This window comes from Variovorax sp. S12S4 (genome assembly GCF_023195515.1).
Taxonomy (GTDB): domain Bacteria; phylum Pseudomonadota; class Gammaproteobacteria; order Burkholderiales; family Burkholderiaceae_C; genus Variovorax.
This window is the reverse complement of the sequence record NZ_JALPKR020000002.1, coordinates 4678049-4703825: the sequence shown is the minus strand read 5'-3', so window position 1 is coordinate 4703825 and position 25777 is coordinate 4678049. Positions and strand designations below refer to the sequence as shown.

Annotated in this window: 21 protein-coding genes and 1 pseudogene; 6 read left to right on the top strand and 16 right to left on the bottom strand. The window is 65.0% G+C overall.

Annotation, left to right across the window (positions count from 1 at the left end):
* Positions 1 to 2: 2 nt before the first annotated feature.
* The 14 genes and pseudogenes from M0765_RS23080 to M0765_RS23015 form a co-directional block, all read right to left on the bottom strand.
* Positions 3 to 797 (bottom strand): SDR family oxidoreductase, encoded by a 795-nt coding sequence (locus M0765_RS23080; RefSeq protein ID WP_258506107.1) that lies wholly within the window; start codon positions 795 to 797, stop codon positions 3 to 5.
* A gap of 41 nt (positions 798 to 838) precedes the next feature.
* Positions 839 to 1078 (bottom strand): hypothetical protein, encoded by a 240-nt coding sequence (locus M0765_RS23075; protein WP_258506106.1) that lies wholly within the window; start codon positions 1076 to 1078, stop codon positions 839 to 841.
* 2 nt (positions 1079 to 1080) lie between these two features.
* Positions 1081 to 2934, bottom strand: coding sequence for an acyl-CoA dehydrogenase (locus tag M0765_RS23070; protein WP_258506105.1), 1854 nt, complete (start codon positions 2932 to 2934; stop codon positions 1081 to 1083).
* Positions 2935 to 3073: 139 nt separating this feature from the next.
* Positions 3074 to 4249 (bottom strand): acetyl-CoA C-acyltransferase, encoded by a 1176-nt coding sequence (locus M0765_RS23065; RefSeq protein WP_258506104.1) that lies wholly within the window; start codon positions 4247 to 4249, stop codon positions 3074 to 3076.
* A 43-nt stretch (positions 4250 to 4292) separates the two neighbouring features.
* Positions 4293 to 5768 (bottom strand): M20 family peptidase, encoded by a 1476-nt coding sequence (locus tag M0765_RS23060; RefSeq protein ID WP_258506103.1) that lies wholly within the window; start codon positions 5766 to 5768, stop codon positions 4293 to 4295.
* A gap of 20 nt (positions 5769 to 5788) precedes the next feature.
* Positions 5789 to 7894, bottom strand: a complete 2106-nt coding sequence (locus M0765_RS23055) for a 3-hydroxyacyl-CoA dehydrogenase NAD-binding domain-containing protein (protein ID WP_258506101.1) — start codon at positions 7892 to 7894, stop codon at positions 5789 to 5791.
* 152 nt (positions 7895 to 8046) lie between these two features.
* Positions 8047 to 8742 carry an ABC transporter ATP-binding protein gene (locus M0765_RS23050; protein WP_258506099.1) on the bottom strand — a complete coding sequence of 232 codons (696 nt, stop codon included), beginning with the start codon at positions 8740 to 8742 and terminating at the stop codon, positions 8047 to 8049.
* Positions 8743 to 8745: 3 nt separating this feature from the next.
* A complete protein-coding gene (locus M0765_RS23045; RefSeq protein WP_258506098.1) occupies positions 8746 to 9528 on the bottom strand; it encodes an ABC transporter ATP-binding protein in 783 nt (260 codons plus the stop codon).
* Positions 9528 to 10817 carry a branched-chain amino acid ABC transporter permease gene (locus M0765_RS23040; RefSeq protein WP_258506097.1) on the bottom strand — a complete coding sequence of 430 codons (1290 nt, stop codon included), beginning with the start codon at positions 10815 to 10817 and terminating at the stop codon, positions 9528 to 9530. The genes M0765_RS23045 and M0765_RS23040 overlap by 1 nt, the downstream gene beginning before the upstream one ends.
* 81 nt (positions 10818 to 10898) lie before the next feature.
* Entirely contained in the window at positions 10899 to 11852 is a 954-nt protein-coding gene (locus M0765_RS23035) for a branched-chain amino acid ABC transporter permease (protein ID WP_258506096.1), read from the bottom strand.
* Positions 11853 to 11930: 78 nt separating this feature from the next.
* Positions 11931 to 13172 carry a branched-chain amino acid ABC transporter substrate-binding protein gene (locus M0765_RS23030; RefSeq protein ID WP_126746377.1) on the bottom strand — a complete coding sequence of 414 codons (1242 nt, stop codon included), beginning with the start codon at positions 13170 to 13172 and terminating at the stop codon, positions 11931 to 11933.
* A gap of 201 nt (positions 13173 to 13373) precedes the next feature.
* A pseudogene (locus tag M0765_RS23025) lies at positions 13374 to 14602 on the bottom strand (branched-chain amino acid ABC transporter substrate-binding protein).
* Positions 14603 to 14752: 150 nt separating this feature from the next.
* A complete protein-coding gene (locus M0765_RS23020; protein ID WP_258506095.1) occupies positions 14753 to 16396 on the bottom strand; it encodes a 3-(methylthio)propionyl-CoA ligase in 1644 nt (547 codons plus the stop codon).
* A gap of 117 nt (positions 16397 to 16513) precedes the next feature.
* Positions 16514 to 18331: a carboxylesterase/lipase family protein gene (locus M0765_RS23015; protein ID WP_258506094.1), complete on the bottom strand. Its 1818-nt coding sequence runs from the start codon at positions 18329 to 18331 to the stop codon at positions 16514 to 16516.
* 150 nt (positions 18332 to 18481) lie between these two features.
* Between M0765_RS23015 and M0765_RS23010 the strand changes: the two genes are divergently transcribed.
* The 6 genes from M0765_RS23010 (at position 18482) to M0765_RS22985 (ending at position 23324) form a co-directional block, all read left to right on the top strand.
* Positions 18482 to 19558: an AraC family transcriptional regulator gene (locus M0765_RS23010; RefSeq protein ID WP_258508396.1), complete on the top strand. Its 1077-nt coding sequence runs from the start codon at positions 18482 to 18484 to the stop codon at positions 19556 to 19558.
* 76 nt (positions 19559 to 19634) lie between these two features.
* Positions 19635 to 21128, top strand: coding sequence for a protein adenylyltransferase SelO (locus tag M0765_RS23005; RefSeq protein ID WP_258506092.1), 1494 nt, complete (start codon positions 19635 to 19637; stop codon positions 21126 to 21128).
* Complete coding sequence (gene msrB / locus M0765_RS23000; RefSeq protein ID WP_126746383.1) at positions 21125 to 21535, top strand: peptide-methionine (R)-S-oxide reductase MsrB; 411 nt, start codon at positions 21125 to 21127, stop codon at positions 21533 to 21535. Before M0765_RS23005 ends, msrB begins: the two co-directional genes overlap by 4 nt.
* A gap of 29 nt (positions 21536 to 21564) precedes the next feature.
* Entirely contained in the window at positions 21565 to 22104 is a 540-nt protein-coding gene (locus M0765_RS22995; protein ID WP_126746384.1) for a septation protein A, read from the top strand.
* Positions 22101 to 22382, top strand: coding sequence for a BolA family protein (locus tag M0765_RS22990; protein ID WP_258506091.1), 282 nt, complete (start codon positions 22101 to 22103; stop codon positions 22380 to 22382). The genes M0765_RS22995 and M0765_RS22990 overlap by 4 nt, the downstream gene beginning before the upstream one ends.
* A 156-nt stretch (positions 22383 to 22538) precedes the next feature.
* Positions 22539 to 23324 (top strand): peptidylprolyl isomerase, encoded by a 786-nt coding sequence (locus M0765_RS22985; protein ID WP_258506089.1) that lies wholly within the window; start codon positions 22539 to 22541, stop codon positions 23322 to 23324.
* A gap of 50 nt (positions 23325 to 23374) precedes the next feature.
* Here M0765_RS22985 and M0765_RS22980 read toward each other — a convergent pair whose 3' ends face one another.
* Entirely contained in the window at positions 23375 to 24370 is a 996-nt protein-coding gene (locus M0765_RS22980) for a Bug family tripartite tricarboxylate transporter substrate binding protein (RefSeq protein ID WP_258506087.1), read from the bottom strand.
* A gap of 37 nt (positions 24371 to 24407) precedes the next feature.
* Complete coding sequence (locus M0765_RS22975) at positions 24408 to 25766, bottom strand: amidase (protein WP_258506085.1); 1359 nt, start codon at positions 25764 to 25766, stop codon at positions 24408 to 24410.
* Positions 25767 to 25777: the final 11 nt, after the last annotated feature.

The following is a 25777-nucleotide window of genomic DNA, read 5'->3' as shown; positions in this document are numbered from 1 at the left end:
GCTTACGCACCCAGCACCACGCTCACACCGCCGTCCACCGCGAGCCACTGCCCGGTGATGTGCTTGCCGGCATCGCTCGCGTACAGCAGCGTCAGGCCCTTCAGGTCTTCTTCGTCGCCCAGCCGGCCAAGCGGCGCATGCGAGGCCATCTTTTCCTCGCCCAGCGACTTGATCAGGCCGGCGGCCATCTTCGTCATGAAGAAGCCGGGGCAGATCGCGTTCACGTTGATGTTGTACTTACCCCATTCGGCGGCCAGCGTGCGCGTGAAGCCGATCACCGCCGTCTTCGAGGTGTTGTAGGCCAGCGTCTGCATCTCGGGCGGGTTTCCGTTCAGGCCTGCGATGGACGCAATGTTGATGATGCGGCCCGTTTTCTTGGGAATCATGTAGCCGTTGGCGACATGCTGCGACAGGATGAAATAGCCGCGCACGTTGAGGTTCATCACCTTGTCCCACGCCTCGACGGGGTGGCTCTCGGCCGGGGCGCCCCAGCTGGCACCCGCGTTGTTCACGAGGATGTCGATGGCGCCCATGCGCTGCAGCGTTTCGTCGGCCAGGCGGCGCGTGTCTTCTTCCTTCGAGCAGTCGGCGGCGATCCAGCGCGCGTCGACGCCGGCGGATTGCAGCTCGGCCGCGGCCTGCTCCAGGTCGTCGGCCTTGCGGGAGCTGAGCATGATCCTCGCGCCCGCCTCGCCCAGCGCATGCGCCATCTGCAGGCCAAGGCCGCGCGAGCCGCCGGTGATGAGGGCGGTCTTGCCGGTGAGGTCGAACAGCTGCTTGGTGGTGCGAGGGGTCATTGGGTGTCTCCGATATTCAGGATGTTCAGAAGAGATGCGTGCTACTTGTCGCCCAGGCGCGAGCGCACGTAGATGAGCACGACGCCCACAAGCGCGACCACCGCGCCGGGCACGGCCATCGACCAGCCGAGTGCCGGCTCGGTGCGGCCGGTGGCAATGCCCAGGATCACGAGAAACAGGCCGCCGTAGATCAGGATCCATATCCACTTTTCCAGCCGCGCGTGCGGCTTGGGTGGCTTGGCGGGGTTGGGGGTGTTGTTGTTTGGGGCGGCGTTGGCCATTATCAAAAAGCTTCCTCTGGCAATGCTGTACAGGTGGGATCCCGGCTTTCGACCACGTTGAGCCAGGCGCCGATTTTCGGCAGCTCGTAGTGGAAGAAATAGTCCGTGGCTCCAATCTTGCCAGCTGTTACCGCCCTCGCCTTTTGTGCGTCGATCTCGAGTGCCCGCCGAGCCACGTCCAGCCAGATCCAGGCCAGCACGGTGTGGCCGAACGCCTGCATGTATGGCACCGCATTGGCCAGCGCATCGGCCGGGTCGCCGGTGGACCAGGCAGCCTCGGTCGCGCTGCCGATGCGCTGCAAGGCCACCTTCAGGGTCTTGGCATGCGCCGCGAGCGCCGGCACATCGGCCGCGCGGCCGATGGTGTCGGTGATGCGGCCGGCCAGCAGCTGCAGGCCACGGCCTTTTTCCGTCAGCACCTTGCGGCCCAGCAGGTCGGCCGCCTGGATGCCGTGCGTGCCCTCGTGGATCATGTTCAGACGGTTGTCGCGCCAGTATTGCTCCACCGGAAAGTCGCGCGTGTATCCGTAGCCGCCGTGCACCTGAATGGCCAGCGAGTTGGCTTCGAGGCACCATTCGCTGGGCCAGCTCTTGGCAATGGGCGTGAGCACCTCGAGCAACAGGCGCGCGTCGTCCGCGGCCTGCGCGTTGCCTGTTTTCTGCTCGTCGACCAGACGGGCGCAGTACAGCTCCAGCGCCAGGGCGCCTTCGCAATACGCCTTCTGCGCGAGCAGCATGCGGCGCACGTCGGCGTGCTCGATGATGCGCACCTGCGGGCTGGCCGAATCTTTTGCGACTGCGGTGCCGGGCTGTTCGGCTTTTTTCACGAGCCGGCCCTGCGGCCGGGTCTTCGCATATTCGAGCGAGGCGTAGTAGCCGGCCATGCCGAGCATGGTGGCGGCCGTGCCGACCCCGATGCGCGCCTCGTTCATCATGTGGAACATGCAGTGCAGGCCCTTGCCCGGCTCGCCGACGAGGTAGCCCACCGCGCCCGCCTTGCCGCCGACCGGGTACTTGCCCTCCCCGAAATTCAGCAGCGTGTTGGTGGTGCCGCGCCAGCCGAGCTTGTGGTTGAGCCCTGCGAGCGCCACGTCGTTGCGCTCGCCGGTCAGTTCGCCCTTTGTGTTCACCATGCGCTTGGGCACGATGAACAGCGAGATGCCGCGCGTGCCCGGCACCAGCTTGCCGTTCTCGTCCGGAATCTTGGCAAGCACGATATGCACGATGTTCTCGGTCAGCTCGTGGTCGCCTGCCGAGATCCACATCTTGTTGCCCGTGAGCCGGTAGCGCGGCCCGAGCGGATCATTCTGATAGTCGTCACCATCGGGCGCGGCGCGCGTAGCCACGTCGCTCAGCGACGAGCCGGCCTGCGGCTCCGACAGGCACATGGTGCCCGCCCAGCGGCCCGAAAATTCGTTCTTGGCGAACACCTCTTTCTGCATCTCGGTGCCGTGCACCATCAGCAGGTTGGCGTTGCCGCTCGTGAGCATGTTGGAGCCGATGCTCACCGATGCCATTGCGAAAAAACTGTTGGCCGCGGCCTGCAGCGTGTAGGGCAGCTGCATGCCGCCGATATCGTAGTCCTGCGCCGCGCTCATCATTCCGGATTCGACAAAAGCCTTGTGCGCATCGTGCGTGGCCTGCGGCAAGACGACCTTCTCGCCGTCGAAGTGCGGCTCCTGCGTGTCGACGATGCGATTGGCCGGCGCGTACTTTTCGCGCGCGATGCGTTCGCAGGTGTCGAGCACCGCGTCGAAGGTTTCGCGCGAATGGTCTGAAAAGCGCTCGCGCTGGCTCAGCGCTTCCGCGTCGAGCCAGTCGTAGAGCAGGAAGTCGAGGGTGGGACGCAGGCTCATGATCGGATCTCGGTGTGAATGGATGCGCGGGTTCTGTGCCAGGAACACCGCGGAACCGGCTCAGCCGGGCCGCCGGTGTCGCCCCTGAACGGGGTTGGCGAAGGCGGCGACGCGCTACGCGCCGCCAGCCGGAGGAGAGTCAGAGAACTTCAAATACGCCTGCGGCGCCCATGCCGCCGCCGATGCACATGGTCACCAGCACCTTCTTCGCGCCGCGGCGCTTGCCTTCGATGAGCGCGTGGCCCGTGAGGCGCTGTCCGCTCACGCCGTAGGGGTGGCCCACGGCGATGGCGCCGCCGTCCACGTTCAGGCGGTCGCCCGGAATGCCGAGCTTGTCGCGGCAGTAGATCACCTGCACGGCAAAGGCTTCGTTCAGTTCCCACAGGTCGATGTCGTTGACCGTGAGGCCGAGGCGCTTGAGCACCTTCGGAATCGCGAAAACCGGGCCGATGCCCATTTCGTCGGGTTCGCAGCCGGCCACAGCAAAGCCGAGGAAGCGGCCCAGCGGCTTCAGGCCCTTTTGCTGGGCGTACTTCTCGTCGACCACCACGCAGGCGCCGCCGCCGTCGGAAAACTGGCTGGCATTGCCGGCCGAGATGAGACCACCGGGCAGTGCCGGGCGGATGCCGCTGATGCCTTCCTTGGTGGTGCCGGGGCGAATGCCTTCGTCGTTCTCGACCGTGACTTCCTTGGTGCGCAGGCCCAGCACGGGATCGGCCACGCCGGCCAGCACGGTGATGGGCGCGATCTCGTCCTTGAAGCGACCGGCTTCGAGCGCGGCGGTGGCCTTCTGCTGGCTGGCCGCGCCGTATTCGTCCATGGCGTCGCGGCCGATGTTGTAGCGCTTGGCAACCTGCTCGGCAGTCTGCAGCATGTTCCAGTAGATCTCGGGCTTGTGCTTTACCAGCCAGGGGTCGGCCAGCATGTGCTTGTTGGCTTCGTTCTGCACGCACGAGATGCTCTCGACGCCGCCGGCCACGTACACGTCGCCCTCGCCCGCAATGATGCGCTGGGCGGCGGTGGCAATGGTCTGCAGGCCCGACGAGCAGAAGCGGTTGATGGTCATGCCCGAGGTGGTCACGGGGCAGCCGGCGCGCAGCGCGATCTGGCGTGCGATGTTGGAGCCGGTGGCGCCTTCGGGCGTTGCGCAGCCCATGATCACGTCGTCGACTTCGGCGGCTTCGATACCGGCGCGCGAGATGGCGTGCTGCACCGCATGGCCGCCGAGCGTGGCGCCGTGCGTCATGTTGAAGGCACCCTTCCAGCTCTTGGCGAGCGGCGTGCGGGCAGTGGAAACGATGACGGCGCTGGTCATGGTGAGGTCCTTTGAAGATGGAAGGGAAAAGAAGTCGTGGTCGTCATTGCGCCGGCGCAGCGTTGGTGTTGCGCAGGAGCTGGTGATAGAAGCCGATCATCTCGCCGTAGTTGGAGATGGCTAGGCGCTCGTTGTTGCCGTGGAAGCGCCCGAGGTCTTCGCTCTTCATGCGAAATGGCGAAAAGCGGTAGACGGCGTCGCTCACAAGGCTGAAGTGGCGCGAATCGGTGGCGGCCGTCATGAGGCCGGGCGCCACCACCACGTCGGGGAACGACTGGCGCACCGCCTGCTGGATGGCACGGTAGCCGGTGCTGTCGGTCGGCGACACGGGCGAAGGCTCGGAGTTGCCCGGATAGCGCTTGATCTTGATCTCGTCGTTGCCGAGCGCCTTGCGCAAGTGCGCTTCCACGCTGTCGATCGTGTCGCCCGGCAGGATGCGGAAGTTGACCGCCGCCTCGGCCCGGCCGGGCAGCACGTTGTCCTTGTTGCCTGCGCGCACGATGGTGAGCGCCGTGGTCGTGCGCAGCATCGCGTTGCTGCTCGGGCTCTTCTGGAGCTGGCTGCGCACCAGCGGCTCTGTGAGCCACAGGTTGGAAAGCATCACGCGGTTGACGCCGCCCATCTCGGGCGCGAGCGCGCCGAACATCTGCGCCGCCACGCCCTTGATCGCGCCGGGCATCGGGTTGGCTTCCAGCCGGGCAAGCGCTGCGCTCATGCTGCCGATCGCGCTGTGCTGCGGCGGCATCGACGAATGGCCGGGGGCCGTGTCGAGCGAAAGAAAGAAGGTGCCGTAGCCCTTCTCGGCCAGGCCGATGAGCGCAGCCGGCTTCGAAAGGCCGGGCAGCACGCCGTCAAGGATGAGCAAGCCTTCGTCGAGCACCCAATCGAGGCGCACATTGCGCGACTTGAGCAGTTCGGCAATCGGCCGCGCACCGCGCAGGCCGCTCACCTCTTCGTCGTCGCCCATCACGAGGTAGACGGTTTGCCTGGGCTTGAAGCCGCTAGCAATCAGCAGCTCGATGGCTTCCATCTGAGCGAACAGGTTGCTCTTGTTGTCGAGCGTGCCACGGCCCCAGACGAAGCCGTCCTTGATCTCGCCGGCGAAGGGGTCCACGGACCATGCCTTCTCGGTGCCCGGTGCGATCGGCACCATGTCCTGGTGCGCCATCAGCGCGATGGGTTTGGCCGCCGCGTCGGTGCCGACCCATGTGTAGAGCAGCGCCTTCTGGCCCACCACTTCCTTCTTCAGGGTGGCGTGGACCTTGGGAAACTGCTGCTCCAGGTAGGCGTGCAGCTTGTCGAACTCGGCCAGGTTGGCGGCCGGATCGTCAAGGCTGGAAATGGTCCGGATCGGAATCGCGCCGGCCAGCCGCCTGGCGGCGGCCTGCACGTCCATCTCGAGCTTGGGAGCGGGCGCCACCGCCAGTTGCTGCGAAGGCGTGCGCCAGGTCTTGACCGCCACGGCTGCCACCAGCACCACAAGCACCAGCAGCAATCCGGCAAAGATGCGTTTCAACATGGGCGGCCAGGCTTCCCGTATCAGCTGAAGGACTTGCCTTCGGCCACCAGCTTCTGGATCAGCGGCGCGGGCTGCCAGAACTCGGCGTCGTCGCGCGGGTTCTTGGCAAAGCGCTTCATGGTTTCGGCCACGTTGTAGAGGCCGACCTGCGACGCGTAGTGCATCGGGCCGCCGCGCCAGATCGGGAAGCCATAGCCGGTGAGGTACACCATGTCGATGTCGCCCGCCTTCGAGGCAATGCCGTCCTCGAGGATGTGTGCGCCTTCATTGACCAGCGCATACACCAGGCGCTGCACGATTTCTTCATCCGAAATCTTGCGCGGCGTGATGCCCAGTTCCTTGCGGTGGTCTTCGATCATCTTGTTGACCAGGTCCGAAGGAATCGCATCGCGCTTGCCGGCCTGGTAGTCGTACCACCCTGCCCCGGTCTTCTGGCCGAAGCGGCCCAGTTCGCACAGCTTGTCTGCCGTGCGGCTGTACTTCATGTTCGGATGCTCCACCGCGCGGCGCTTGCGAATTGCCCAGCCGATGTCGTTGCCGGCCAGGTCGCCCATGCGGAACGGGCCCATGGCAAAGCCGAACTTCTCGATGGCCTTGTCGACCTGCTGCGGCGTGGCGCCTTCGTCGAGCAGAAAGCCCGCCTGGCGCGAGTACTGCTCGATCATGCGGTTGCCGATGAAGCCGTCGCACACGCCCGAGACCACCGCCGTCTTCTTGATCTTCTTGCCGATGTCCATGACGGTGGCCAGAACATCCTTGCCCGTTTGCTTGCCGCGCACCACTTCGAGCAGCTTCATCACGTTGGCGGGGCTGAAGAAGTGCATGCCGACCACCTCCTGCGGACGCTCGGTGAACGATGCGATCTTGTCGACGTCGAGCGTGGAGGTGTTCGAAGCCAGGATCGCGCCCTTCTTGGCGACGCGGTCGAGCTCCTTGAACACCTTCTCCTTCACGCCGAGTTCTTCGAACACGGCTTCGATGATCAGGTCGGCGTCCTTCAGGTCGTCGTAGCTCAGCGTGGTGCTCAGGAGCGCCATGCGCTGCTCGTACTTGTCCTGCTTGAGCTTGCCCTTCTTGATCTGCGATTCGTAGTTCTTCTTGATGGTGGCAATGCCGCGGTCGAGCGCTTCCTGCTTCATCTCGAGAATCTTGACGGGGATGCCCGCGTTCAAAAAGTTCATCGAAATGCCGCCGCCCATGGTGCCGGCGCCGATCACGCCGACCGATTTGACTTCGCGCTTGGGCGTGTCGTCGGCCACGTCGGGAATCTTGGAGGCTGCACGCTCAGCCATGAACAGGTGGCGCAGCGCGAGCGACTCGGGCGTGAACATCAGCGACGTGAAGATGCGGCGCTCTTCAGCCATGCCCGCGTCGAACTTCATCTTGGTGGCGGCCTGCACGGCCTCCACGCACTGCAGCGGCGCGGGGTAGTTCTTCGACATGCCGCCGACCATGTTCTTGGCGAACTGAAAGTACGCATCGCCTTGCGGATGCTTGCACGGCAGGTTGCGCACCAGCGGCAATGCGTCGCCGGTCTTGCCGGCCACGCTCTTGGCAAAGGCCACGGCTTCTTCGAACACCGATTCGGGCGAAGCTGCGAGCTTGTCGAACAGTTTCTGGCCCGGCAGGCTGGCGAGCAGTTCGCTCTTGACCGGCTCGCCGCTCACGATCATGTTGAGCGCGGTTTCCACACCCAGCACGCGCGGCAGGCGCTGCGTGCCGCCAGCGCCCGGAATGAGGCCCAGCTTGACTTCGGGCAGCGCAATGCTGGTGCCGGGAGCCGCCACGCGGTAGTGGCAGCCCAGCGCCAGCTCGAGGCCGCCGCCCATGCACACCGAATGAATGGCAGCGACGATGGGCTTGGGCGAAGCCTCGAGCGAGAGGATCACGCTCAGCAGGTTGGGCTCTTGCAGCGCCTTGGGCGTGCCGAACTCCTTGATGTCCGCGCCGCCCGAGAACGCCTTGCCGGCGCCGGTGATGACGATGGCCTTGACGGCGTCGTCGGCATTGGCTTTCGACAGGCCATCGGTGATGCCGATGCGGGTCGAAAAACCGAGACCGTTGACCGGCGGGTTGGTCAGTGTGATCACGGCGACATCGCCGAGCACTTTGTATTCAGCCGTCATGCTGCGTTCCTTGGTGTGTGAAGAAAAAGAAGAAAAAGCACGAGTGTTCTTTTTCGAGGGATTCTAGGCGTTTCGCGTGGCTCAACAATGGCACGCAGTCGCTGTTGGGACAAGAGGATCCGGGGCGCGGCCCGGATCCTCGGAGGGCTTCTTCAGACCTCGAGCCACTCTTTGCGAGTGGTGGCGTCGGCGCGCAGGCTATCGGGTGTGCCGTCGAACACGATGCTGCCGTGGCCCATGACCAGCGCACGGTCGGAGATCTGCATGGCAATGGTGAGCTTCTGCTCGATCAGCAGCACCGAAATGCCCTTGTCCTTGAGCGTCTTCAGGTACTGCCCCACCAGCTCGACGATCTTCGGCGCAAGGCCTTCGGTCGGCTCGTCGATGATGATGAGGTCGGGGTCGCCCATGAGCGTGCGGCACAGCGTGAGCATCTGCTGCTCGCCGCCCGAAAGCACGCCGGCCTCGGTGTGCTGGCGTTCCTTCAGCCGGGGGAACATGCTGTACATGTCGTCGAAGGACCAGCGGCTGCCCTTGCCCGAACCCTTTTGCCCGAGCAGCAGGTTCTGGTGCACCGTGAGCTTGGGAAAGATGTCGCGGTTCTCGGGCACGTAGCCAATACCCAGGTGGGCAATTTCGTAGGCCTTCTTGCGAAGGACGTCCTGGTCCTTCCAGCGCAGCGTGCCTTCGGCATGCACCAGGCCCATGATGGCCTTGGCGGTGGTCGAGCGGCCCGAGCCGTTGCGCCCCAGCAGCGCGACGATTTCGCCGGCGCCAACCTCGAAGGAAACGCCATGCAGCACATGGCTCTTGCCGTAGTAGGCGTGAATGTCGTGAAGCTTCAGCATGTGTCAGTGTCCCTGGCCCTGGCTTTGCGCATCGGCAACGGCCGAGCCAAGGTAAGCCTCTTGCACGCGCGCATTGGCGCGAACGGCAGCGGGCGTGTCGAAGGCGATGACTTCGCCGTACACCACCACCGCAATCTTGTCGGCAAGGCCGAAGACCACGCCCATGTCGTGCTCGACCGTCAGCAGCGTCTTGCCGACGGTGACGTGCTTGATGAGCGAGATGAAATGCGAGGTCTCGGTCTTGCTCATGCCCGCCGTGGGCTCGTCCAGCAGAATGACGTTGGCGCCGCCCGCAATGGTCACGCCGATTTCAAGTGCGCGCTGTTCGGCGTAGGTGAGGTTCACCGCCTGCACGTCGCGCTTGCGCTCCAGGCCGATCTGCTTGATGAGCTCTTCAGTGCGCGCATTGGCATCGTCCAGGTTGGAGAGAAAGCGCAGAAAGGTGTACTTGTAGCCCAGGCTCCACAGCACGCCGCAGCGCAGGTTCTCGAACACGCTCAGCTTCGGGAAGATGTTGGTGATCTGGAAGCTGCGCGAAAGGCCCCGCCGGTTGATCTCGTAAGGCTTCTTTCCATCGATGCGCTGGCCGTTCAGCAGCACCTCGCCGCTGGTGGGCGCAAGGCGGCCGCTGATCAGGTTGAACAGCGTCGACTTGCCCGCTCCGTTGGGGCCGATGATGGCCACGCGCTCGCCGGCGTTCACCGCGAGGTCGACGCCGCGGATGATCTCGGTCTTGCCGAAATTCTTGCGTAGCGACTTCAGTTCCAGTGCATGTTGCGCGCTCATTACGCCGCCTCCCGACGCTTGATTTCTGCTTCGATTTCTTCCTGCGCACGCCCCCAGACGCGCACAAAGCGGCGCCGCGCCACCTCCAGCCCACCCAGGCCGACGGCCAGGATGGCCAGGGCGCCGAGCCAGCTGCCCACGCCCGCGGTGTCGAGCGCCACGCCGAAGAAGTTGAGCGTGGGTCCCATCGCTGCGTTCAGCTGGATGTGATAGATCATTTCGATGAGCGCAGCCGCGCCGATGACCACAGGCACCAGCGCCACGGCGAGCGCGAGGTACAGCAGCCAGAAGCGGTCGAACTTGCCGAACTTGGCAACGCGCAGGTTCATCATCACCAGGCTTGCAATGCCGCCGGGCGCGAACATGACCATGAACACGAACACCAGGCCGAAGTACAGCTGCCAGGCCTTCGACAGTTCGGACAAAAGGATCGACGCGAACACCAGCAGCACCGCACCGATGATCGGCCCGAAGAAGAACACCGCGCCGCCGAGGAAGGTGAACAGCAGGTAGCCGCCCGAGCGAATGGCGTTGAGGCTGTCGGCCGCGTTCACGATCTCGAAGTTGATCGAAGCCAGTCCTCCGCCGATGCCGGCGAAGAAGCCCGCGATGATGAAGGCGAAGTAGCGCACGCGCTGCGTGTTGTAGCCGATGAACTCCACGCGTTCCGGGTTGTCGCGCACCGCGTTCAGCATGCGGCCGAGCGGCGTGCCGGTAAAGGCATACATCAGCCCTGTGCAAACGAAGCAGTACGCGGCGATCAGGTAGTACACCTGGATCTGCGGACCGAAGTTGAAGCCGAAGAAGGTCGGGCCGTAGACGCGGTCGGTGGTGATGCCGCCCTCGCCGCCGAAGAAGCTCGGGAACATCAGCGCCATGGAGGCCACGAGCTCGCCGATGCCCATGGTGATCATCGCGAAGGTGGTGCCCGACTTCTTGGTGGTCACAAAGCCGAAGATCACGGCGAAGAACATGCCGGCCAGGCCGCCCACCAGCGGGATGAGCACCAGCGGAATCTGCAGGCCGCCCTTGGCACCCATGTTCATTGCGTGGATGGCAAGGAACGAGCCCAGGCCGACATAGACCGCGTGGCCGAAGCTCAGCATGCCGCCCTGCCCCAGCAGGATGTTGTAGCTCAGGCAGATGATGATGAGGTAGCCCATCTGCGAGAGCATCGTGAGTGCCAGGCTGCTCTTGAACAGGAGCGGCGAGACGATCAGCACGATGGCAAAAAGCGTCCAGACCAGGTAGCGGCCGATGTTCCAGGGCTTGAAGCGGTAGTACTGCATTTTTTGCGTACCCTGTGGTCCTGCTCGTTCTGCACGCCCTGCTCGTTCTGGGTGGTGGATGTGGTTGCTGCGGTCATGGCGTCAGTCCTCCCGGGTTCCAAGAAGACCCTTGGGCCTGAAGATGAGGATCAGCACCAGGAACAGGTACGGCAGGATCGGCGCAACCTGCGAGATCGTGAGCTTGAGCAGCTCGTAGCCGAAGGTCTGGTCTGTCACGGCAACGCCGATGGCGCGCAGGCCCGTGGCCAGCGACTGGTCCATGGCCACCGCAAAGGTCTGGATGATGCCGATGAGGAGCGACGCGAGGAAAGCCCCCGCCAGCGACCCCATGCCGCCGACCACCACCACCACGAAGATGATCGAGCCGACCGAGGCCGCCATTGCAGGCTCGGTCACGTAGGTGTTGCCGCCGACCACGCCCGCCAGGCCCGCGAGCGCGGCGCCGCCGCCGAACACCAGCATGAACACGCGCGGCACGTTGTGGCCCAGCGCCTCGACCATGTCGGGGTGCTTGAGCGCCGCCTGGATGACAAGGCCGATGCGGGTGCGCGTGAGCAGCAGCCACACCGAGATGAGCATGAGCACCGCCACCAGCATGATGAACGAGCGGGACTTCGGAAATTGCGTGCCGTACAGCGAAAAGAGCGGCCCCTGCAGTTGCGGCGGCAGGCCGTAGGGCACGGTCGAGCGGCCCCAGGCCAGCTGCACCACTTCGAGGATGAGGTAAGACAGGCCGAAGGTCACCAAAAGCTCGGGCACGTGGCCGAACTTGTGGACCCGGCGCAGGCTGTAGCGCTCGAATGCGGCGCCCAGAAGGCCCACCAGCAGCGGCGCAATGAACAGCGCCGGCCAGAAGCCGATGATGCCCGACAGCGTGTAGGCGATGTAGGCGCCAAGCATGTAGAAGCTGGCGTGCGCAAAATTGAGCACGCCCATCATGCTGAAGATCAGCGTAAGGCCAGAGCTCAGCATGAACAACAGCAGGCCGTAGCTGACGCCGTTGAGCAGCGAGATGACGAAGAATTCGACGTTCATCGGTCTTTCGGATGCGTGAAAAAAGAAAGAGGCCCGAGTGTTGAAGTCGGGCCTCGACCGGTCAGGCGACCGAAGCGGTCACGAGGCGCCGCCGGGCCGCTTCATCTGGCACGACGTGGGCGTGCTCGAGACATAGGCCTCGTAGTACTTCACCGGTGCCAGCGTGTAGCCAGTGTTTTCCGGGCTGTACGGGTTCTTGGCGTCGGCCTTCTGCCAGCGCGTGATCCACAGGCCCTGCTGCAGCTGGTGGTCTGCCTTGCGCATTTCGACGTCGCCGTTGAAGCTCTTGAACTTCATGCCTTCCATTGCGGCCGCCACCTTGACGGGCTCGGTCGACTTGGTGCGCACGAAGGCTTCGCTCAGCATGGCGTACACCGTGTAGATGTCGGTGGTGTACATGTCGTCGTTGAAGCGCTTCTTGAACTCGTTCATGAGCGGCTGAACCGGGCCCGGCGCGTTGTAGTGGCTGTAGCCCACCTGGTAGACCTTGCCGTCGGAGGCCGCGCCCATGGCGGTTGGCGTGCCGTTGGTCACCGCGTAGTAGGTGTAGAACTTGACGTTCAGGCCCGAGTCATTGGCCGACTTGATGAGCAGCGCCAGGTCGGAGCCCCAGTTGCCGGTAATGACGGTGTCGGCACCCGAAGCCTTGATCTTGGCGATGTAGGGCGAGAAGTCGCGCACCTGGGCCAGCGGGTGCAGGTCGTCGCCGACCACTTCGACGTCGGGGCGCTTAGCCTTGAGGTTGTCCTTTGCGAACTTGGACACCTGCTGGCCGTGCGAGTAGTTCTGGTTGATGAGGTAGACCTTCTTGATGTCCGGCTGGTCCTTCATGAAGGTGGTCAGCGCTTCCATCTTCATGGAGGTGTCGGCATCGAGGCGGAAGTGCCAGTAGCTGCACTTGCTGTTGGTGAGGTCAGGGTCGACGGCCGCGTAGTTGATGTACAGCACTTCCTTGCCCGGGTTGCGGGCGTTGTGCTTTTCGAGCGCGTCGATGATGGCGAGCGCGGGGCCCGAGCCGTTGCCCTGCACCACGTAGCGCGCGCCCTGGTCCATGGCGGAGCGCAGCGCGGCGGTGGTTTCTTGCGGGCTGAGCTTGTTGTCGATGCCGATGATCTCGAACTTCACGCCGGCCGCGTTCTTCTTGTTGAATTCTTCGGCGAGGAACTGGAAGGTCTTGAGCTGGTTGGTGCCGACCGCGGCCATCAGGCCCGAGAGCGGGTCGAGCCACGCGATTTTGACGGTTTCACCCTTCTGGGCCAGGGCGCCGGTGGCGCTTGCGGCAAGGATGGCTGCGGTAGCGATTTTCAGAGCGAACTTCACGATCTATATCTCCTGGTCAAACCGAATCAAAAAGCCTTGCACGAGCGTACAAGCGTTCACTGACCCTCCCCTCAGGGAATGCCCGGAGGGGGCGGCCGCAAAGGCCCGTTTCTATCGCACAGGCGACAGCGCATTTCTCCAATTGCTACCCACGGGTAGATGTCTTCTACCCACGAGTAGGAAATGCGTTCACAAAGACGCTCAAGGGCGCTTCATCTGGCAGGTCGTCGGCGTGCTGGCCACATACGACTCGTAGTACTTCACGGGAACATTGGTGTAGCCGGTGTTCTCGGCGTCATAAGGAACTTGGCGCTGGCTTTCTCCCAGCGCGAGATGTAGAGGCCCTGCTGCAGCTGGTGGTCGGCCTTGCGCATCTCGACCTCGCCGTTGAAGCTCTTGATCTTCATGCCCTCGAGCGCGGCCGCCACCTTGACCGGATCGGTCGACTTGGTCTGCACGAAGGCGGCATCGAGCAGCGCGAACGTGTGATAGATCGACGATTGCGTCAGGTCGTCGTTCATCTTCTTCTTGTAGCCGGCGAGCAGCTTCTGGATCTCGCCGCCCATGTTGTAGTGGCCATAGGCCACCGTGTAGATCTTGCCGGCCGAGGTGGCGCCCATGGCCGTCGGGGTGCCGGTGCCGAATGCGTAGTAGGTGAGGAACTTGACGTCCAGGCCGGAGTCGTTCGCCGCCTTGATGAGCAGCGACAGGTCGGAGCCCCAGTTGCCGGTAATGACGGTGTCCGCGCCCGAGGCCTTGATCTTGGCGATGTACGGCGAGAAGTCGCGCACCTGCGCGAGCGGATGCAGGTCGTCGCCCACGATCTGAATGTCGGGGCGCTTGGTCTTGAGGTTCTCCTTGGCGAACTTGGACACCTGCACGCCGTGCGCGTAGTTCTGGCCGAGGATGTAGACCTTCTTGATGTCGGTCTGGTCCTTCATCCAGGTGGTCAGCGCCTCCATCTTCATGGAGGTGTCGGCGTCCAGGCGAAAGTGCCAGTAGCTGCACTTGCTGTTGGTGAGGTCGGGGTCGACCGCCGCATAGTTCAGGTAGAGCAGTTCCTTGCCCGGGTTGCGTGCGTTGTTCTTCTCGATGGCGTCGATGATTGCCAGCGCCGGCCCTGAGCCGTTGCCCTGGGTGATGTAGCGCGCGCCCTGGTCCTGCGCGGAGCGCAACGCGGCGGTGGTCTCCTGCGGGCTCAGTTTGTTGTCGATGGCAATGATCTCGAACTTCACGCCCGAGGCATTCTTCTTGTTGAACTCTTCAGCCAGGAACTGCGTGGTCTTGAGCTGGTTGGTGCCAACCGCGGCCATCAGCCCCGAGAGCGGGTCCAGCCAGGCGATCTTGACCGTCTCGCCCTTCTGGGCGAATGCGGCCGCGGCGCTCACCAGCATGGCGCAAGCAGCTACGGACTTGATGGCAAATTGCATGAAGAGTCTCCTGGATGAATGGCGGGTATGAGGCGGGATGCCAGCGTACAAGCGCCCTTTTCTTCGCCGCACAGGGATTGCCCGGAAGGAAGGCCGCCGAAGCGGCCTTGCTATCGCGTGCGCGACAGTGCGGTGGGTCAGGGCGGTGCGTCAGGCGGTCGGCAGCTTGTAGTCCTTCAGCATTTCCCGCAGACGGGTCTTGAGGATCTTTCCGGTGGCACCGAGCGGAATGGCGTCGACGAACACCACGTCGTCCGGCACCTGCCACTTGGCAGTCTTGCCTTCGTAGAACTTCAGCAGCTCTTCGCGCGCGACCTCCGCGTTGGGCTTCTTGACCACCGCGATGATCGGCCGCTCGTCCCACTTGGGGTGATACACGCCGATGCAGGCCGCCATGGCCACGGCCGGATGCGCAACGGCGATGTTCTCGATCTCGATGGAGCTGATCCATTCGCCGCCGGACTTGATCACGTCCTTGCTGCGGTCGGTGATCTGCAGGTAGCCCTCGGCGTCGATGGTGGCAACGTCGCCGGTGGGGAACCAGCCGCGGCCCTGCTCGTCGCGAACGAGCGGGTCGCCGCCTTCGCCCTTGAAGTACTCCTTCACGATCCACGGCCCCTTGACCAGCAGATCGCCGAAGGCCTTGCCGTCCCAGGGCAGCTCCTTGCCATTGCCGTCGACGATCTTCATGTCGACGCCGAAGATGGCGCGGCCTTGCTTCATGCGGATTTGCAGCTGTGCATCGGGCGGCAGCGACAGGTGCTTGTTCTTGAGCGTGCACAGCGTGCCGAGCGGGCTCATCTCGGTCATGCCCCAGGCATGCAGCACCTCGACGTTGTACTTCTCCTGGAACGCCGTGATCATGGCCGGCGGGCAGGCCGAGCCGCCGATGACGGTGCGGTTGAGCTTGCTGAACTTCAGGCTGTTGGCCTGCATGTGGCCCAGCATCATCTGCCACACGGTAGGCACGCCGGCCGCGAAGGTCACGCCTTCGGATTCGATCAACTCGAACACCGACTTGCCGTCCAGCGCCGGGCCAGGGAACACCACCTTGCAGCCCACCAGCGCGGCCGAGTACGGAATGCCCCACGCATTGACGTGGAACATGGGCACCACCGGCAGCACGGAGTCTTGCGCCGAAAGGCGCATCACGTCGGGCAGCGCCGCGGCGTAGGCGTGCAGCATGGTCGAACGGTGGCTGTAGAGCGCGGCCTTGGGGTTGCCCGTGGTGCCGCTCGTGTAGCACATGCTCGAGGCCGAGTTCTCGTCGAAGGTGGGCCAGTCGTACGCGGTGGGCTGCTCGCCCATCCAGCCTTCGTAGCTCACGAGGTTGGGAATGCCGCTGTCTGCGGGGAGCTTGTCGGCATCACACAGTGCAATCCATTTCCGGATGGTGGTGCACTTGGCATGCACAGCCTGCACCAGCGGCAGAAAGCTCAGGTCGAAGCACAGGATCTGGTCTTCGGCGTGGTTGGCGATCCATGCGATCTGGTCGGGGTGCAGGCGCGGGTTGATGGTGTGCAGCACGCGGCCGCTGCCGCTCACCCCGTAGTACAGCTCCAGGTGGCGGTAGCCGTTCCAGGCCAGCGTGGCGATGCGGTCGCTGAACAGCAGCTGCTCGCCGTCCAGCGCGTTGGCCACCTGCCGCGCACGCGATGCGATGCCGCCCCACGTCGTGCGGTGGATGTCGCCCTCTACCCGGCGCGAGACGATCTCGCCATCGCCGTTGTGGCGCTCGACGAACTCGATCAGCGACGAGATCAAAAGCGGTTGGTCTTGCATCAAACCCAGCATCTACGGACTCCTAAAGGAAATGACTTCATGAAAGCTTGCAAAGCACAGATTCACGCAAGCTTCGGCCGCTTCCACAATGACACAAACCCGCACTGCTGAATGGAACGAAGCGCCTCATCAAGGTGCGTTCACCGGCGTGATTCTGGCGGCCGTGGGCGTTGCGTCGAGCAGCAGCTGCGAAGGCCATGTCCCCCAGGTGACGCCGAGCTCGGGCGTGTTCGGATCGCCCTTGCGTAGGAAGGCACCCACGCTCGCCATCACGACGCTGGAAAGCGCGAGCCGGCCGGGCTGGTTGGTCCTGCCGCCCATCACGTTGCTGAGCAGCGAGCCGCTGAAGTTGCCGAAGACGAATGGCAGGTCGAATGCGTGCGCCGCGCCGTACACGTCGTTCCACGGCGGTGCCTCCTGCGCCCAGTCAAGGCGGTAGTGCCAGATGTTCGACTGGCGCGTCTTCATCGTATTGAGCAGGTTGTCTCGGCTCGCGCCGAAAAGCCCTTGGGTGATGACGTCGGTGGCCGCGTTGTAGCCCGTGCCCGGCGTGTCTACCGGAAGGTAGGACGCATCGATGATGTCGGCCACGGTGAGCGCGGACGGCGCGTCGGGGTCGAAACTGAACATCATCGAGAAGCGCTGCGCATCGGTCACGATCCAGCCCGGCTTCGGAAAGCCGATGGTGCCCAGCAGCGAGGCGAAGAGCTTGCCCTCGTCGCGCGTATTGCCCGCGAGCATGGGCACCTTGTTGTACTGGTCGGCCGCAATGGCGCCGATCGGATCGACCGGCAGCACCGTGCCGTCCGGAATGGGGGCGACCGAGCCCAGCCCGGCGGCAACCACCTTGGTGAGCAGTGCCCCGCCCTCCTGCGCCCTCATGTAGTCGGCAATTTGCGCCGGCGTGCGGGTGGCGATGTAGGTCTTGGCCGCGGCGGCATCAGCCACGGTGCCGTCGGCAACGAGCAGTCTCTCCAGGATCGCCTGGCCCTGCGCGAGCGAGGCCGACGCAGGCGCCAGCGTCGGGAGCGTCTGCGCAGGCAGGTTGCTCGCAAGCGAAATGCCGCCGCTCATCTCGAAGGCCTTGTGGAACAGCCCCTTGGCCATGGGCGAGGTCATGACCGCCAGCAGGTTGGTGGCGCCGGCCGACTCGCCCGAGAGCGTGACGTTGGCCGCGTCGCCGCCAAAGCTCGCGGCATTGCCCCGGATGAAGCGCAGCGCCGCCATGATGTCCAGCAGCGCAAAGTTGCCCGAATCGTCGCCCGCCGTGCCGCCCGGGCGCAATTGCGGCATGTTGATGAAGCCGAGAATGCCCAGGCGGTAGCTGGTGGTGATGACCACCGCGTTGACAGCCTTCGCCAGCGCCGCGCCGTCGTACAGCGGATCGGCCGTGTAGCCCGAGATATTGCTGCCGCCGTGCACGAACAGCAGCACGGGCAGGTTTTTCTCTTCGGTGGCCGGGCGCCAGATGTTGACGAACAGGCAGTCTTCGCTGCCGACCGGCTTGCCCAGGTTGGTGCCGACGGTCGCGTCGAAGGTGTTGTTGGTGCCGGGGCTGAAGAGCCGGCCGATCTGCAGGCACGAACTGCCGAATTGCGTGGCCTGCCGGATGCCGCTCCAGGCTTCAGGCTCGACCGGCGCGCGCCAGCGCAGCGCGCCGACCGGCGGCTGGGCGAACGGAACGCCCTTCCAGAACCAGGTGCCCGTCTTGGCGCTGTCGTCCACGCCCTCGATCTTGCCGGCGGTGGTCGTGCGCACCATCGGCCCATCGGCGGGTGGAGGCGGCGGCGCCGCGGGAGCGGTCGGGGTGAACGAGAAACCGCCGCCGGATCCGCCGCCGCAAGCGGAAAGCGCGATGCAGGCTGTGACCGCTACCGCTTGCGCCGCGGTTCTTGCCGCGTTCTGCAGCCTTGCGCCCCGGACTTCCGTTGTCTCTGCCGTGTTCATTGTTTGTCTCCACACCGGGTTAATCGGAATGACTCCATCGGTGTCCGCCCGCCATACTCCGCCGGGCTGGATCCGCCAGAAAATTCTAGGAACCGGCTGCGTTTTCCCCGCTATCGCAAGCGAGCCAATTCAATGACTTCAGGAGCCTCCATGCCGCATGCCCAGCGCCGCCCGCAACGCCGGCCGGGCTGCGCAGCGCAGCCGGAACTTCGAACCAGTTCGGCCGCGTGGCTCGAAGGCGTGCTCTCGATGTTTGCGGCCGAGGGCCTGGACGTGGTCTCGCTGCTGCGCGAAGCCGGCTTCGACCCCGATTCGCTGCACCGGCAGAACGCGCGCATCCCGGTCGACGAAGTCTCCGTGCTGTGGCAGTTGGCCGTGGCGCGTGCCGGCAAGCCCACGCTGGGCCTGCACCGCGACCTTGCCGCGACGCACAGCAAGCTCGGCACGGTGGGACACGCCATGTCGTGCAGCGCCGATCTGAGCGAGGCGCTCAACCGGCTCACGCGCTACATGGCCGTGATTTCGGATGCAACCGCCTTCTCGATGCAGCCCGACGCGCGCGGCGCCTGGATGGTGATGGAGCACACCGGCGGCAGCCTGCCGATTCCGCGCCAGCGCGTCGAGTACGCACTGCTCACCGTTTTCATGCAGTGCCAGTGGCTCACCCGGCGCGAGCTGCAGCCGTTGGCCCTCGAGTTCGTCTACCCACCGCCTGCCGACGACCGCCTGCACCGCGAAGCCTTCGGCTGCCCGATTCGCTACAACGCGCCGGCCAACCGCCTGCTGCTGTCGACGGCTGACTTGTCCATGCCGCTGCCCACCTACCACCCCACCCTGGGCGAGATGCAGGAGCACCTGCTGGACGAGCAGCTGAACCTGCTGGGCCAGACCACCACCAGCACCCTGGTGTGCGCCGAAATCGCGCGCCGGCTGCCCCATGGCGAGCCACGCCGGCAGGACGTGGCCGCGGGCCTTGGGCTGGCGGAGCGCACGCTGCAGCGGCGGCTGCAGGAAGAGTCGGTGTCGTTCCAGTCGCTGCTCGACCGCACCCGCCGCGAGCTGGCGCAGCAGTACCTGGCCGAAGACCGCCACACCCTCACCGACGTGGCCGACATGCTCGGCTTTGTGGACAGCAGCAACTTCTTTCGCGCGTGCAAACGCTGGTTCAGGCTGCCGCCCGCCCAGTACCGGGCGCGCATCTGGGACACGCCGGCGCTTGCCCACTGAGGAGGCTTGAGCGGATCTCGCGTTTGCCGATGGCCCGCGCCGCAAGGGGTCTCATGCTCTGCCGGACAATCCGGGCATGAGCTTGCTTGCTGAAGACACGGCCGCCACCGACCTGGGGGTGCGCTGGAAACCTGGGTTCCGGGCACTGGGCCCCGCCTTTCTTACCGAACTGCGGCCGACGCCGCTGCCCGATCCCTACTGGGTCGGCCACAGCGACGCGGTGGCCGGCTTGCTGGGTTTGCCGGCTGATTGGCGGCAATCGGACAGCACGCTGGCGGCCCTGACCGGCAGCCTGCCCGTCGCCGGCACCCAGCCTTTCGCCACCGTGTACAGCGGCCACCAGTTCGGCGTGTGGGCCGGGCAGCTTGGCGATGGCCGCGCGATCATGCTCGGCGAAACCGAGGGCGGCCTCGAGGTGCAGCTCAAGGGCGCGGGCCGCACGCCCTACTCGCGCGGCGGCGATGGCCGCGCCGTGCTGCGCTCCAGCATCCGCGAATTCCTTTGCAGCGAAGCAATGCACGGCCTTGGCATTCCCACGACGCGTGCCTTATGCGTCACCGGTTCTGACGCGCGCGTGTACCGCGAAGAGCCCGAGAGCGCGGCCGTCGTGACCCGCGTGGCGCCCAGCTTCATCCGCTTTGGCCATTTCGAGCACTTTGCGGCCAACCAGCGCGATGCTGAACTGCGTGCGCTGGCCGATTACGTCATCGACCGCTACTACCCGGCGTGCCGCACGACCGACCGCTTCGGCGGCAACGCCTACGCGGCTTTCCTGGAAGCCGTGAGCGAGCGCACCGCCGCGCTGCTGGCGCAGTGGCAGGCCGTCGGCTTTTGCCATGGCGTGATGAACACCGACAACATGAGCATCTTGGGGCTCACCATCGACTATGGCCCGTTCCAGTTCCTGGACGGCTTCGATCCGCGCCACATCTGCAACCACAGCGACACCAGCGGGCGCTACGCCTTCAACCAGCAGCCCAACGTGGCCTACTGGAACCTGTTCTGCCTGGCGCAGGCGCTGCTGCCATTGATCGTCGACCAGGAAGTCGCCGTGGCCGCGCTGGAGTCCTACAAGACAGTGTTTCCGCGCGAATTCGAGGGCCGCATGCGCGCCAAGCTCGGGCTCGGCGATTCGGCCGAGGGCGACCGTGCGCTCATCGAGGGTGTGCTGAAGCTGCTGGCCGCCGAAAAGGTCGACTACACGATCTTCTGGCGCCGCCTTTCGCAGCACATGGCGGACGGCAACGCCGAACCCGTCCGCGACCTCTTCCTGGACCGCGCCGGTTTCGATGCCTGGTTGCTATCTTTTTCGGAGCGGCATGCAAAGGCGTCGGCGCCGGGCCAACGCTCGGAAGCTGCCGATTTGATGCTCAAATCCAACCCCAGATTCGTGCTGCGGAACCACCTGGGCCAGCAAGCCATCGAAGCGGCTGCGCAGAAGGACTTCCTGGGTGTGGCAACCTTGCTGAACCTGCTCGAAACCCCATTTGAAGAACATCCCGGTGCCGACGCTTACGCCGGCTTCCCGCCCGACTGGGCTTCCACGATCGAAATCAGCTGCTCATCATGACCGCACCCATCCAGAAAACCGATGCCGAATGGAAAGCACTGCTCGCTGAAAAAGGCGCGGAGCCCGCGGCCTTCGAAGTGACGCGCCACGCGGCCACCGAGCGCCCCTTTACCGGCAAGTACGAGGCGCACTGGGAAGACGGCACCTACCACTGCATCTGCTGCGGCGCCAAGCTGTTCGAGGCATCGACCAAGTTCGACGCGGGTTGCGGCTGGCCCAGTTTCTCGGAAGAAGCCGTGCCGGGCGCCATCAAGAACATTGTCGACCGTTCGCACGGCATGGTGCGCACTGAAAACGTTTGCGCGAACTGCGGCGCCCACCTGGGCCACGTGTTCCCCGATGGCCCGACCGAGACCGGCTTGCGCTACTGCATGAACTCGGCTTCGCTCGATTTCCAGAAGAAATAACCAAACCACCACAGGCTCCCGCCCAGCGCATGAAACTGCTCCTCGACTTCTTTCCGATCCTGCTGTTCTTCGGCGCCTACAAGCTGGGCGACATCTACACCGCCACCGCCGTGCTCATGGGCGCCACCGTGGTGCAGATGGGCATCATCTATGCCACCGAGCGCAAGCTGCAGGCCATGCAGAAGGCCACGCTGGTGCTGATCCTGCTGTTCGGCACGCTCACGCTGGTGCTGCATGACGACCGCTTCATCAAGTGGAAGCCCACGGTGCTCTACGGCGCTATGGCCGTGGCGCTGGCGGTGGCGCTCTGGGCGCTGAAGAAGAACTTCCTGAAAATGCTGCTGGGCTCGCAGTTGCAGTTGCCCGACCGCATCTGGAGCCGCCTGAATGTGGCGTGGATCGGCTACTGCCTTTTCATGGCACTCATCAATGCCTACGTGGCGGCGTACTTCACCACCGAGGCCTGGGTCAACTTCAAGCTCTGGGGCTATGTGTTCCCCATCGTCTTCCTGGTGGCGCAGGGCCTGTACATCTCGCCGCACCTCAAGAGCGACGAGCCCACGGCATGAGCACCGCCGCTACCTACCCGCTGCCGACGGCAAATGCGCTGGAGGCGGTGCTGCGCCAGAAGCTGCAGCCCACCGTGCTGGAGGTGATCGACGAGAGCAGCGCCCACGCCGGCCATGCGGGCGCCAACGCCGAGGGCTACGGCACCCATTTCCGGGTTCGCATTGCCTCCCCACTGTTCGAAGGGAAGCCCCGCGTGGCGCGCCATCGCCTTGTGTATGATGCCCTCCAAGTTTTTATCGCGCAGGGTCTGCACGCCATCGCCATCGAGGTGCTCTGAGTCGTTCGGTCGACCAACGGGTCGATCAAGTGCCACGCGGCTTTCGCCGCGGCGGCTCCGCCCTCCTCATTTCCCTTTTCGTTCTTTCGCCTTTCCCGCTTTTTCCACGCGCTTTTTTCTACACGCGCATTTCCCATCCAGCCTGATATTCATTCCATGAAAAAACAACTCTTGACGGCCGTTGCGGCCGCAGCGCTGCTCGGTGCGATTCCCCTGGCGGCAGTGGCGCAGAACGCAGCCATCGTCAACGGCAAGCCCGTGCCCAAGGCGCGCATGGACGTGCTGGCGCAGCAACTGGCGGCAGCCGGCCGGCCGGTCACGCCGGAAATGCAGGGCCAGCTGCGCGAGGAAGTCGTTGCGCGCGAAGTGTTCATGCAGGAAGCGCAAAAGCAGGGTCTCGACGCCACCGACGACTACAAGAACCAGCTCGAGCTCGCCCGCCAGGCCATCCTGATCCGTGCGCTGTTCGAGAACTACCGCAAGACCAACGCCGTGTCGGAAGCCGACGTCAAGGCCGAGTACGACAAGTTCGTGGCGGCTAATGGCGGCAAGGAATTCAAGGCCCGCCACATCCTGGTCGAGACCGAAGACCAGGCCAAGAAGATCATGGCCGACCTGAAGAAGGGCGCCAAGTTCGAAGACATCGCCAAGAAGCAGAGCAAGGACCCGGGTTCGGGCGCCAACGGCGGCGACCTCGACTGGGCCAACCCGTCCAGCTTCGTGCCCGAATTCTCGGAAGCGATGATCAAGCTCAAGAAGGGCGAGACCACGGCCACGCCCGTCAAGACGCAGTTCGGCTATCACATCATCCGCGTGGACGACATCCGCCAGGCACAACTGCCGAAGATGGAAGAAGTGCAGCCGCAGATCACGCAGCAGTTGCAGCAGCAACGCCTGCAGAAGTACCAGGAAGAGCTGCGCGCGAAGGCCAAGATCGAGTAAGCCTTCGGCCATCGCATCAGAAAAAAAGCCCCGCAGTCGCGGGGCTTTTTTTATTGCGGCGTGATGTCGAAGTCTTTCACGAACCGGGCGTAGTCGTCCGACTCCTTGCGCACGAAGCCCGTGAAGTCTGGCGCTGAGCCACCGATGACTTCGAGGCTGAGATCGGCGAGCTGCTTCTGCGTGTCGGCATTCTTGAGCAGCGCCTGCACTTGCTCGTTTAGCTTGGCGATGATCGGTGCCGGGGTTCCGGCCGGTGCCACCAGGCCGACCCAGCCCATGAACCTGTAGCCCGGCACGCCGGACTCGGCCACCGTCGGCACCTCGGGCAAGGTTGGAACGCGCTTGTCGCCCGTGACCGCCAGCGCCTTCAGCTTGCCGCTCTTGGCATAGGGCACCGCGGTGGGCGAGGTTTCGAACATCAGGTCGATCTGGCCGCCGATCAGGTCGGACAGCGCGGGCGCCCCGCCCTTGTAGGCGACGTTGAGCAGATCGGTGCCGGTCATGCGCATGAAGCGGCGCGCGGCCACGTCCTGCGGGCCGCCCACGCCCGAGGTGCCGACGCTGAGCTTGCCGGGGTTGGCCTTGGCGTAGGCCACCAGCTCGCTGACATTCTTGAACGACCACTTGGGATTCATGATGAGCACGTTGGGCTGGTCGGCCACGCGGATCACGGGCGCCAGGTCCTTGATCGGGTCGTAGGCCAGCTTGGCGAACATGTGCGCGTTGGAAGCCAGGCCGGTGTGCACCATCAACAAGGTGTAGCCGTCCTTGGGCGCCTTGGCGACGTAGTCCATGCCGATGTTGCCGCTGGCACCGGGACGGTTGTCCACCAGCACGGGCTGGCCCAGGGCCGTCGAGAGCTTCTGGCCAACCAGGCGCGCCGTCATGTCGATGCTGCCGCCCGGCGGGAACGGCACCACCATGCGGATCGGCTTGGACGGATAAGCGTCCTGCGCATGGGCCGCAGGCACGATGCCCGCCAAGCCGGCGGCAAGGCACGCGAACGAGACGAATGAGCCGAACGGGAAACGAAAACGCTTGTTCATGGAGTTCTCCGGGGTTTCTTGAGGGTTGGCAGACGGGTCAATCGGCGGTGGCGCGCAGGGCGCGTTCGATGTCGGCGGCCCAGGCGAGCAATGCGGCATCGCGCATCGGCAAGCCTGCAAGGCTCAGGCCCACGGGCGCTTCGCCCGCCGCATGGCAGGGCAAGGAGATGGCGCAGCCATCCATGAAGTTGACGATGGAGGGATTGCGCAGCATCGCTGCGTTGGCGGCGAAGTACTGCGCCTCGTCGGCTTCGAGGGCCTCGATGCGCGGCGCCACCAGCGGCACGGTCGGCATGAGCCAGCCCTCGAATTCCCCCAGGCGCCCCGCTACGCGGCGCTGCCAGTCGGCCCGCTGCGCCTGCAGAGCGAGGTAGGTCCGCGCCGTGAAGTCCTTGCCGCGCAGGATGCGGCTGATCACGCGCGGGTCGTAGGCGCTGCCGCTGCGTTCGATCAGCTCGGCATGCCATGCCCATGACTCGGCGGCGCTGAAACCGCCCGCGGCGTTGATGGCTGCGAGTTCGTCGAACTCGGGCACCGCCAGCTCGACCAGCTGTGCGCCGGCGGCCGAGAGGCATTGCAGCGCGCGCCGGAACGTTGCAGCAACGTGCGCGTCCATGCCGTCTTGCACCAAGGTGGTCGGCACCGCGAAGCGCGCTTGCCGCAGGCGCTGCGGTCGGGGCAACTCAGACACACCGGACAGCACCGCATCCATTGCCGCGCAGCCGGCCACGTCGAGCGCCATCACGCCCACCGCGTCGAGGCTGTGCGACAGCGGCACGAGCCCGGTGCCCGGCATGCGTCGCGCCGTCGGCTTGAAGCCGGTAATGCCGCACAGCGCCGCCGGAATGCGTGCCGAGCCACCGGTGTCGCTGCCGACGCTCGCAACGCACATGCCGTCGGCCACAGCCACGGCAGCGCCTGAAGACGAACCGCCGGGAATACGCCGTTCGCCGCGCTGCCACGGATTGGCCGGCGTTCCGTAGTGCGGATTGAGGCCGAGGCCGGAGTAAGCGAACTCCGTCATGTTGGTCTTGCCGACCAGCACCGCACCCGCCGACAGCAGGCGCTGCACGGCCTCGGCGTCATGCGCGGCGGGAGGCGCATCGCGCAGCACGACGGAGCCGGCGGTCGTCGTTTCGCCGGCCACGTCGAACAAGTCCTTGACCGACACCGGCAGGCCTTCGAGCGGCGAGCGCACGACGCCGGCCTTGCGCAAGCTGTCGGAGGCGCACGCCAGGTGCCCGGCGCGGTCTGCGAGCACACGGGTGAAGGTGCGCGAGCCTTCGCCGAAAGGGTCGGCGATGCGTTGCAGCGCCGATGCAGTCAGCTCGACGGAGGTGGTGCGGCCGGCTGCCAGTTCGGCGCGGGCAGCTTCGAGGGAGATCGCGGCAGGCATGTGCGGCCCCT

Coding starts and splice junctions, on each gene's coding strand:
- M0765_RS23080 (WP_258506107.1), bottom strand. CDS start 797: ATGACCCCTCGCACCACCAAGCAGCTGTTCGACCTCACCGGCAAGACC.
- M0765_RS23075 (WP_258506106.1), bottom strand. CDS start 1,078: ATGGCCAACGCCGCCCCAAACAACAACACCCCCAACCCCGCCAAGCCA.
- M0765_RS23070 (WP_258506105.1), bottom strand. CDS start 2,934: ATGAGCCTGCGTCCCACCCTCGACTTCCTGCTCTACGACTGGCTCGAC.
- M0765_RS23065 (WP_258506104.1), bottom strand. CDS start 4,249: ATGACCAGCGCCGTCATCGTTTCCACTGCCCGCACGCCGCTCGCCAAG.
- M0765_RS23060 (WP_258506103.1), bottom strand. CDS start 5,768: ATGTTGAAACGCATCTTTGCCGGATTGCTGCTGGTGCTTGTGGTGCTG.
- M0765_RS23055 (WP_258506101.1), bottom strand. CDS start 7,894: ATGACGGCTGAATACAAAGTGCTCGGCGATGTCGCCGTGATCACACTG.
- M0765_RS23050 (WP_258506099.1), bottom strand. CDS start 8,742: ATGCTGAAGCTTCACGACATTCACGCCTACTACGGCAAGAGCCATGTG.
- M0765_RS23045 (WP_258506098.1), bottom strand. CDS start 9,528: ATGAGCGCGCAACATGCACTGGAACTGAAGTCGCTACGCAAGAATTTC.
- M0765_RS23040 (WP_258506097.1), bottom strand. CDS start 10,817: ATGCAGTACTACCGCTTCAAGCCCTGGAACATCGGCCGCTACCTGGTC.
- M0765_RS23035 (WP_258506096.1), bottom strand. CDS start 11,852: ATGAACGTCGAATTCTTCGTCATCTCGCTGCTCAACGGCGTCAGCTAC.
- M0765_RS23020 (WP_258506095.1), bottom strand. CDS start 16,396: ATGCTGGGTTTGATGCAAGACCAACCGCTTTTGATCTCGTCGCTGATC.
- M0765_RS23015 (WP_258506094.1), bottom strand. CDS start 18,331: ATGAACACGGCAGAGACAACGGAAGTCCGGGGCGCAAGGCTGCAGAAC.
- M0765_RS23010 (WP_258508396.1), top strand. CDS start 18,482: ATGCCGCATGCCCAGCGCCGCCCGCAACGCCGGCCGGGCTGCGCAGCG.
- M0765_RS23005 (WP_258506092.1), top strand. CDS start 19,635: ATGAGCTTGCTTGCTGAAGACACGGCCGCCACCGACCTGGGGGTGCGC.
- msrB (WP_126746383.1), top strand. CDS start 21,125: ATGACCGCACCCATCCAGAAAACCGATGCCGAATGGAAAGCACTGCTC.
- M0765_RS22995 (WP_126746384.1), top strand. CDS start 21,565: ATGAAACTGCTCCTCGACTTCTTTCCGATCCTGCTGTTCTTCGGCGCC.
- M0765_RS22990 (WP_258506091.1), top strand. CDS start 22,101: ATGAGCACCGCCGCTACCTACCCGCTGCCGACGGCAAATGCGCTGGAG.
- M0765_RS22985 (WP_258506089.1), top strand. CDS start 22,539: ATGAAAAAACAACTCTTGACGGCCGTTGCGGCCGCAGCGCTGCTCGGT.
- M0765_RS22980 (WP_258506087.1), bottom strand. CDS start 24,370: ATGAACAAGCGTTTTCGTTTCCCGTTCGGCTCATTCGTCTCGTTCGCG.
- M0765_RS22975 (WP_258506085.1), bottom strand. CDS start 25,766: ATGCCTGCCGCGATCTCCCTCGAAGCTGCCCGCGCCGAACTGGCAGCC.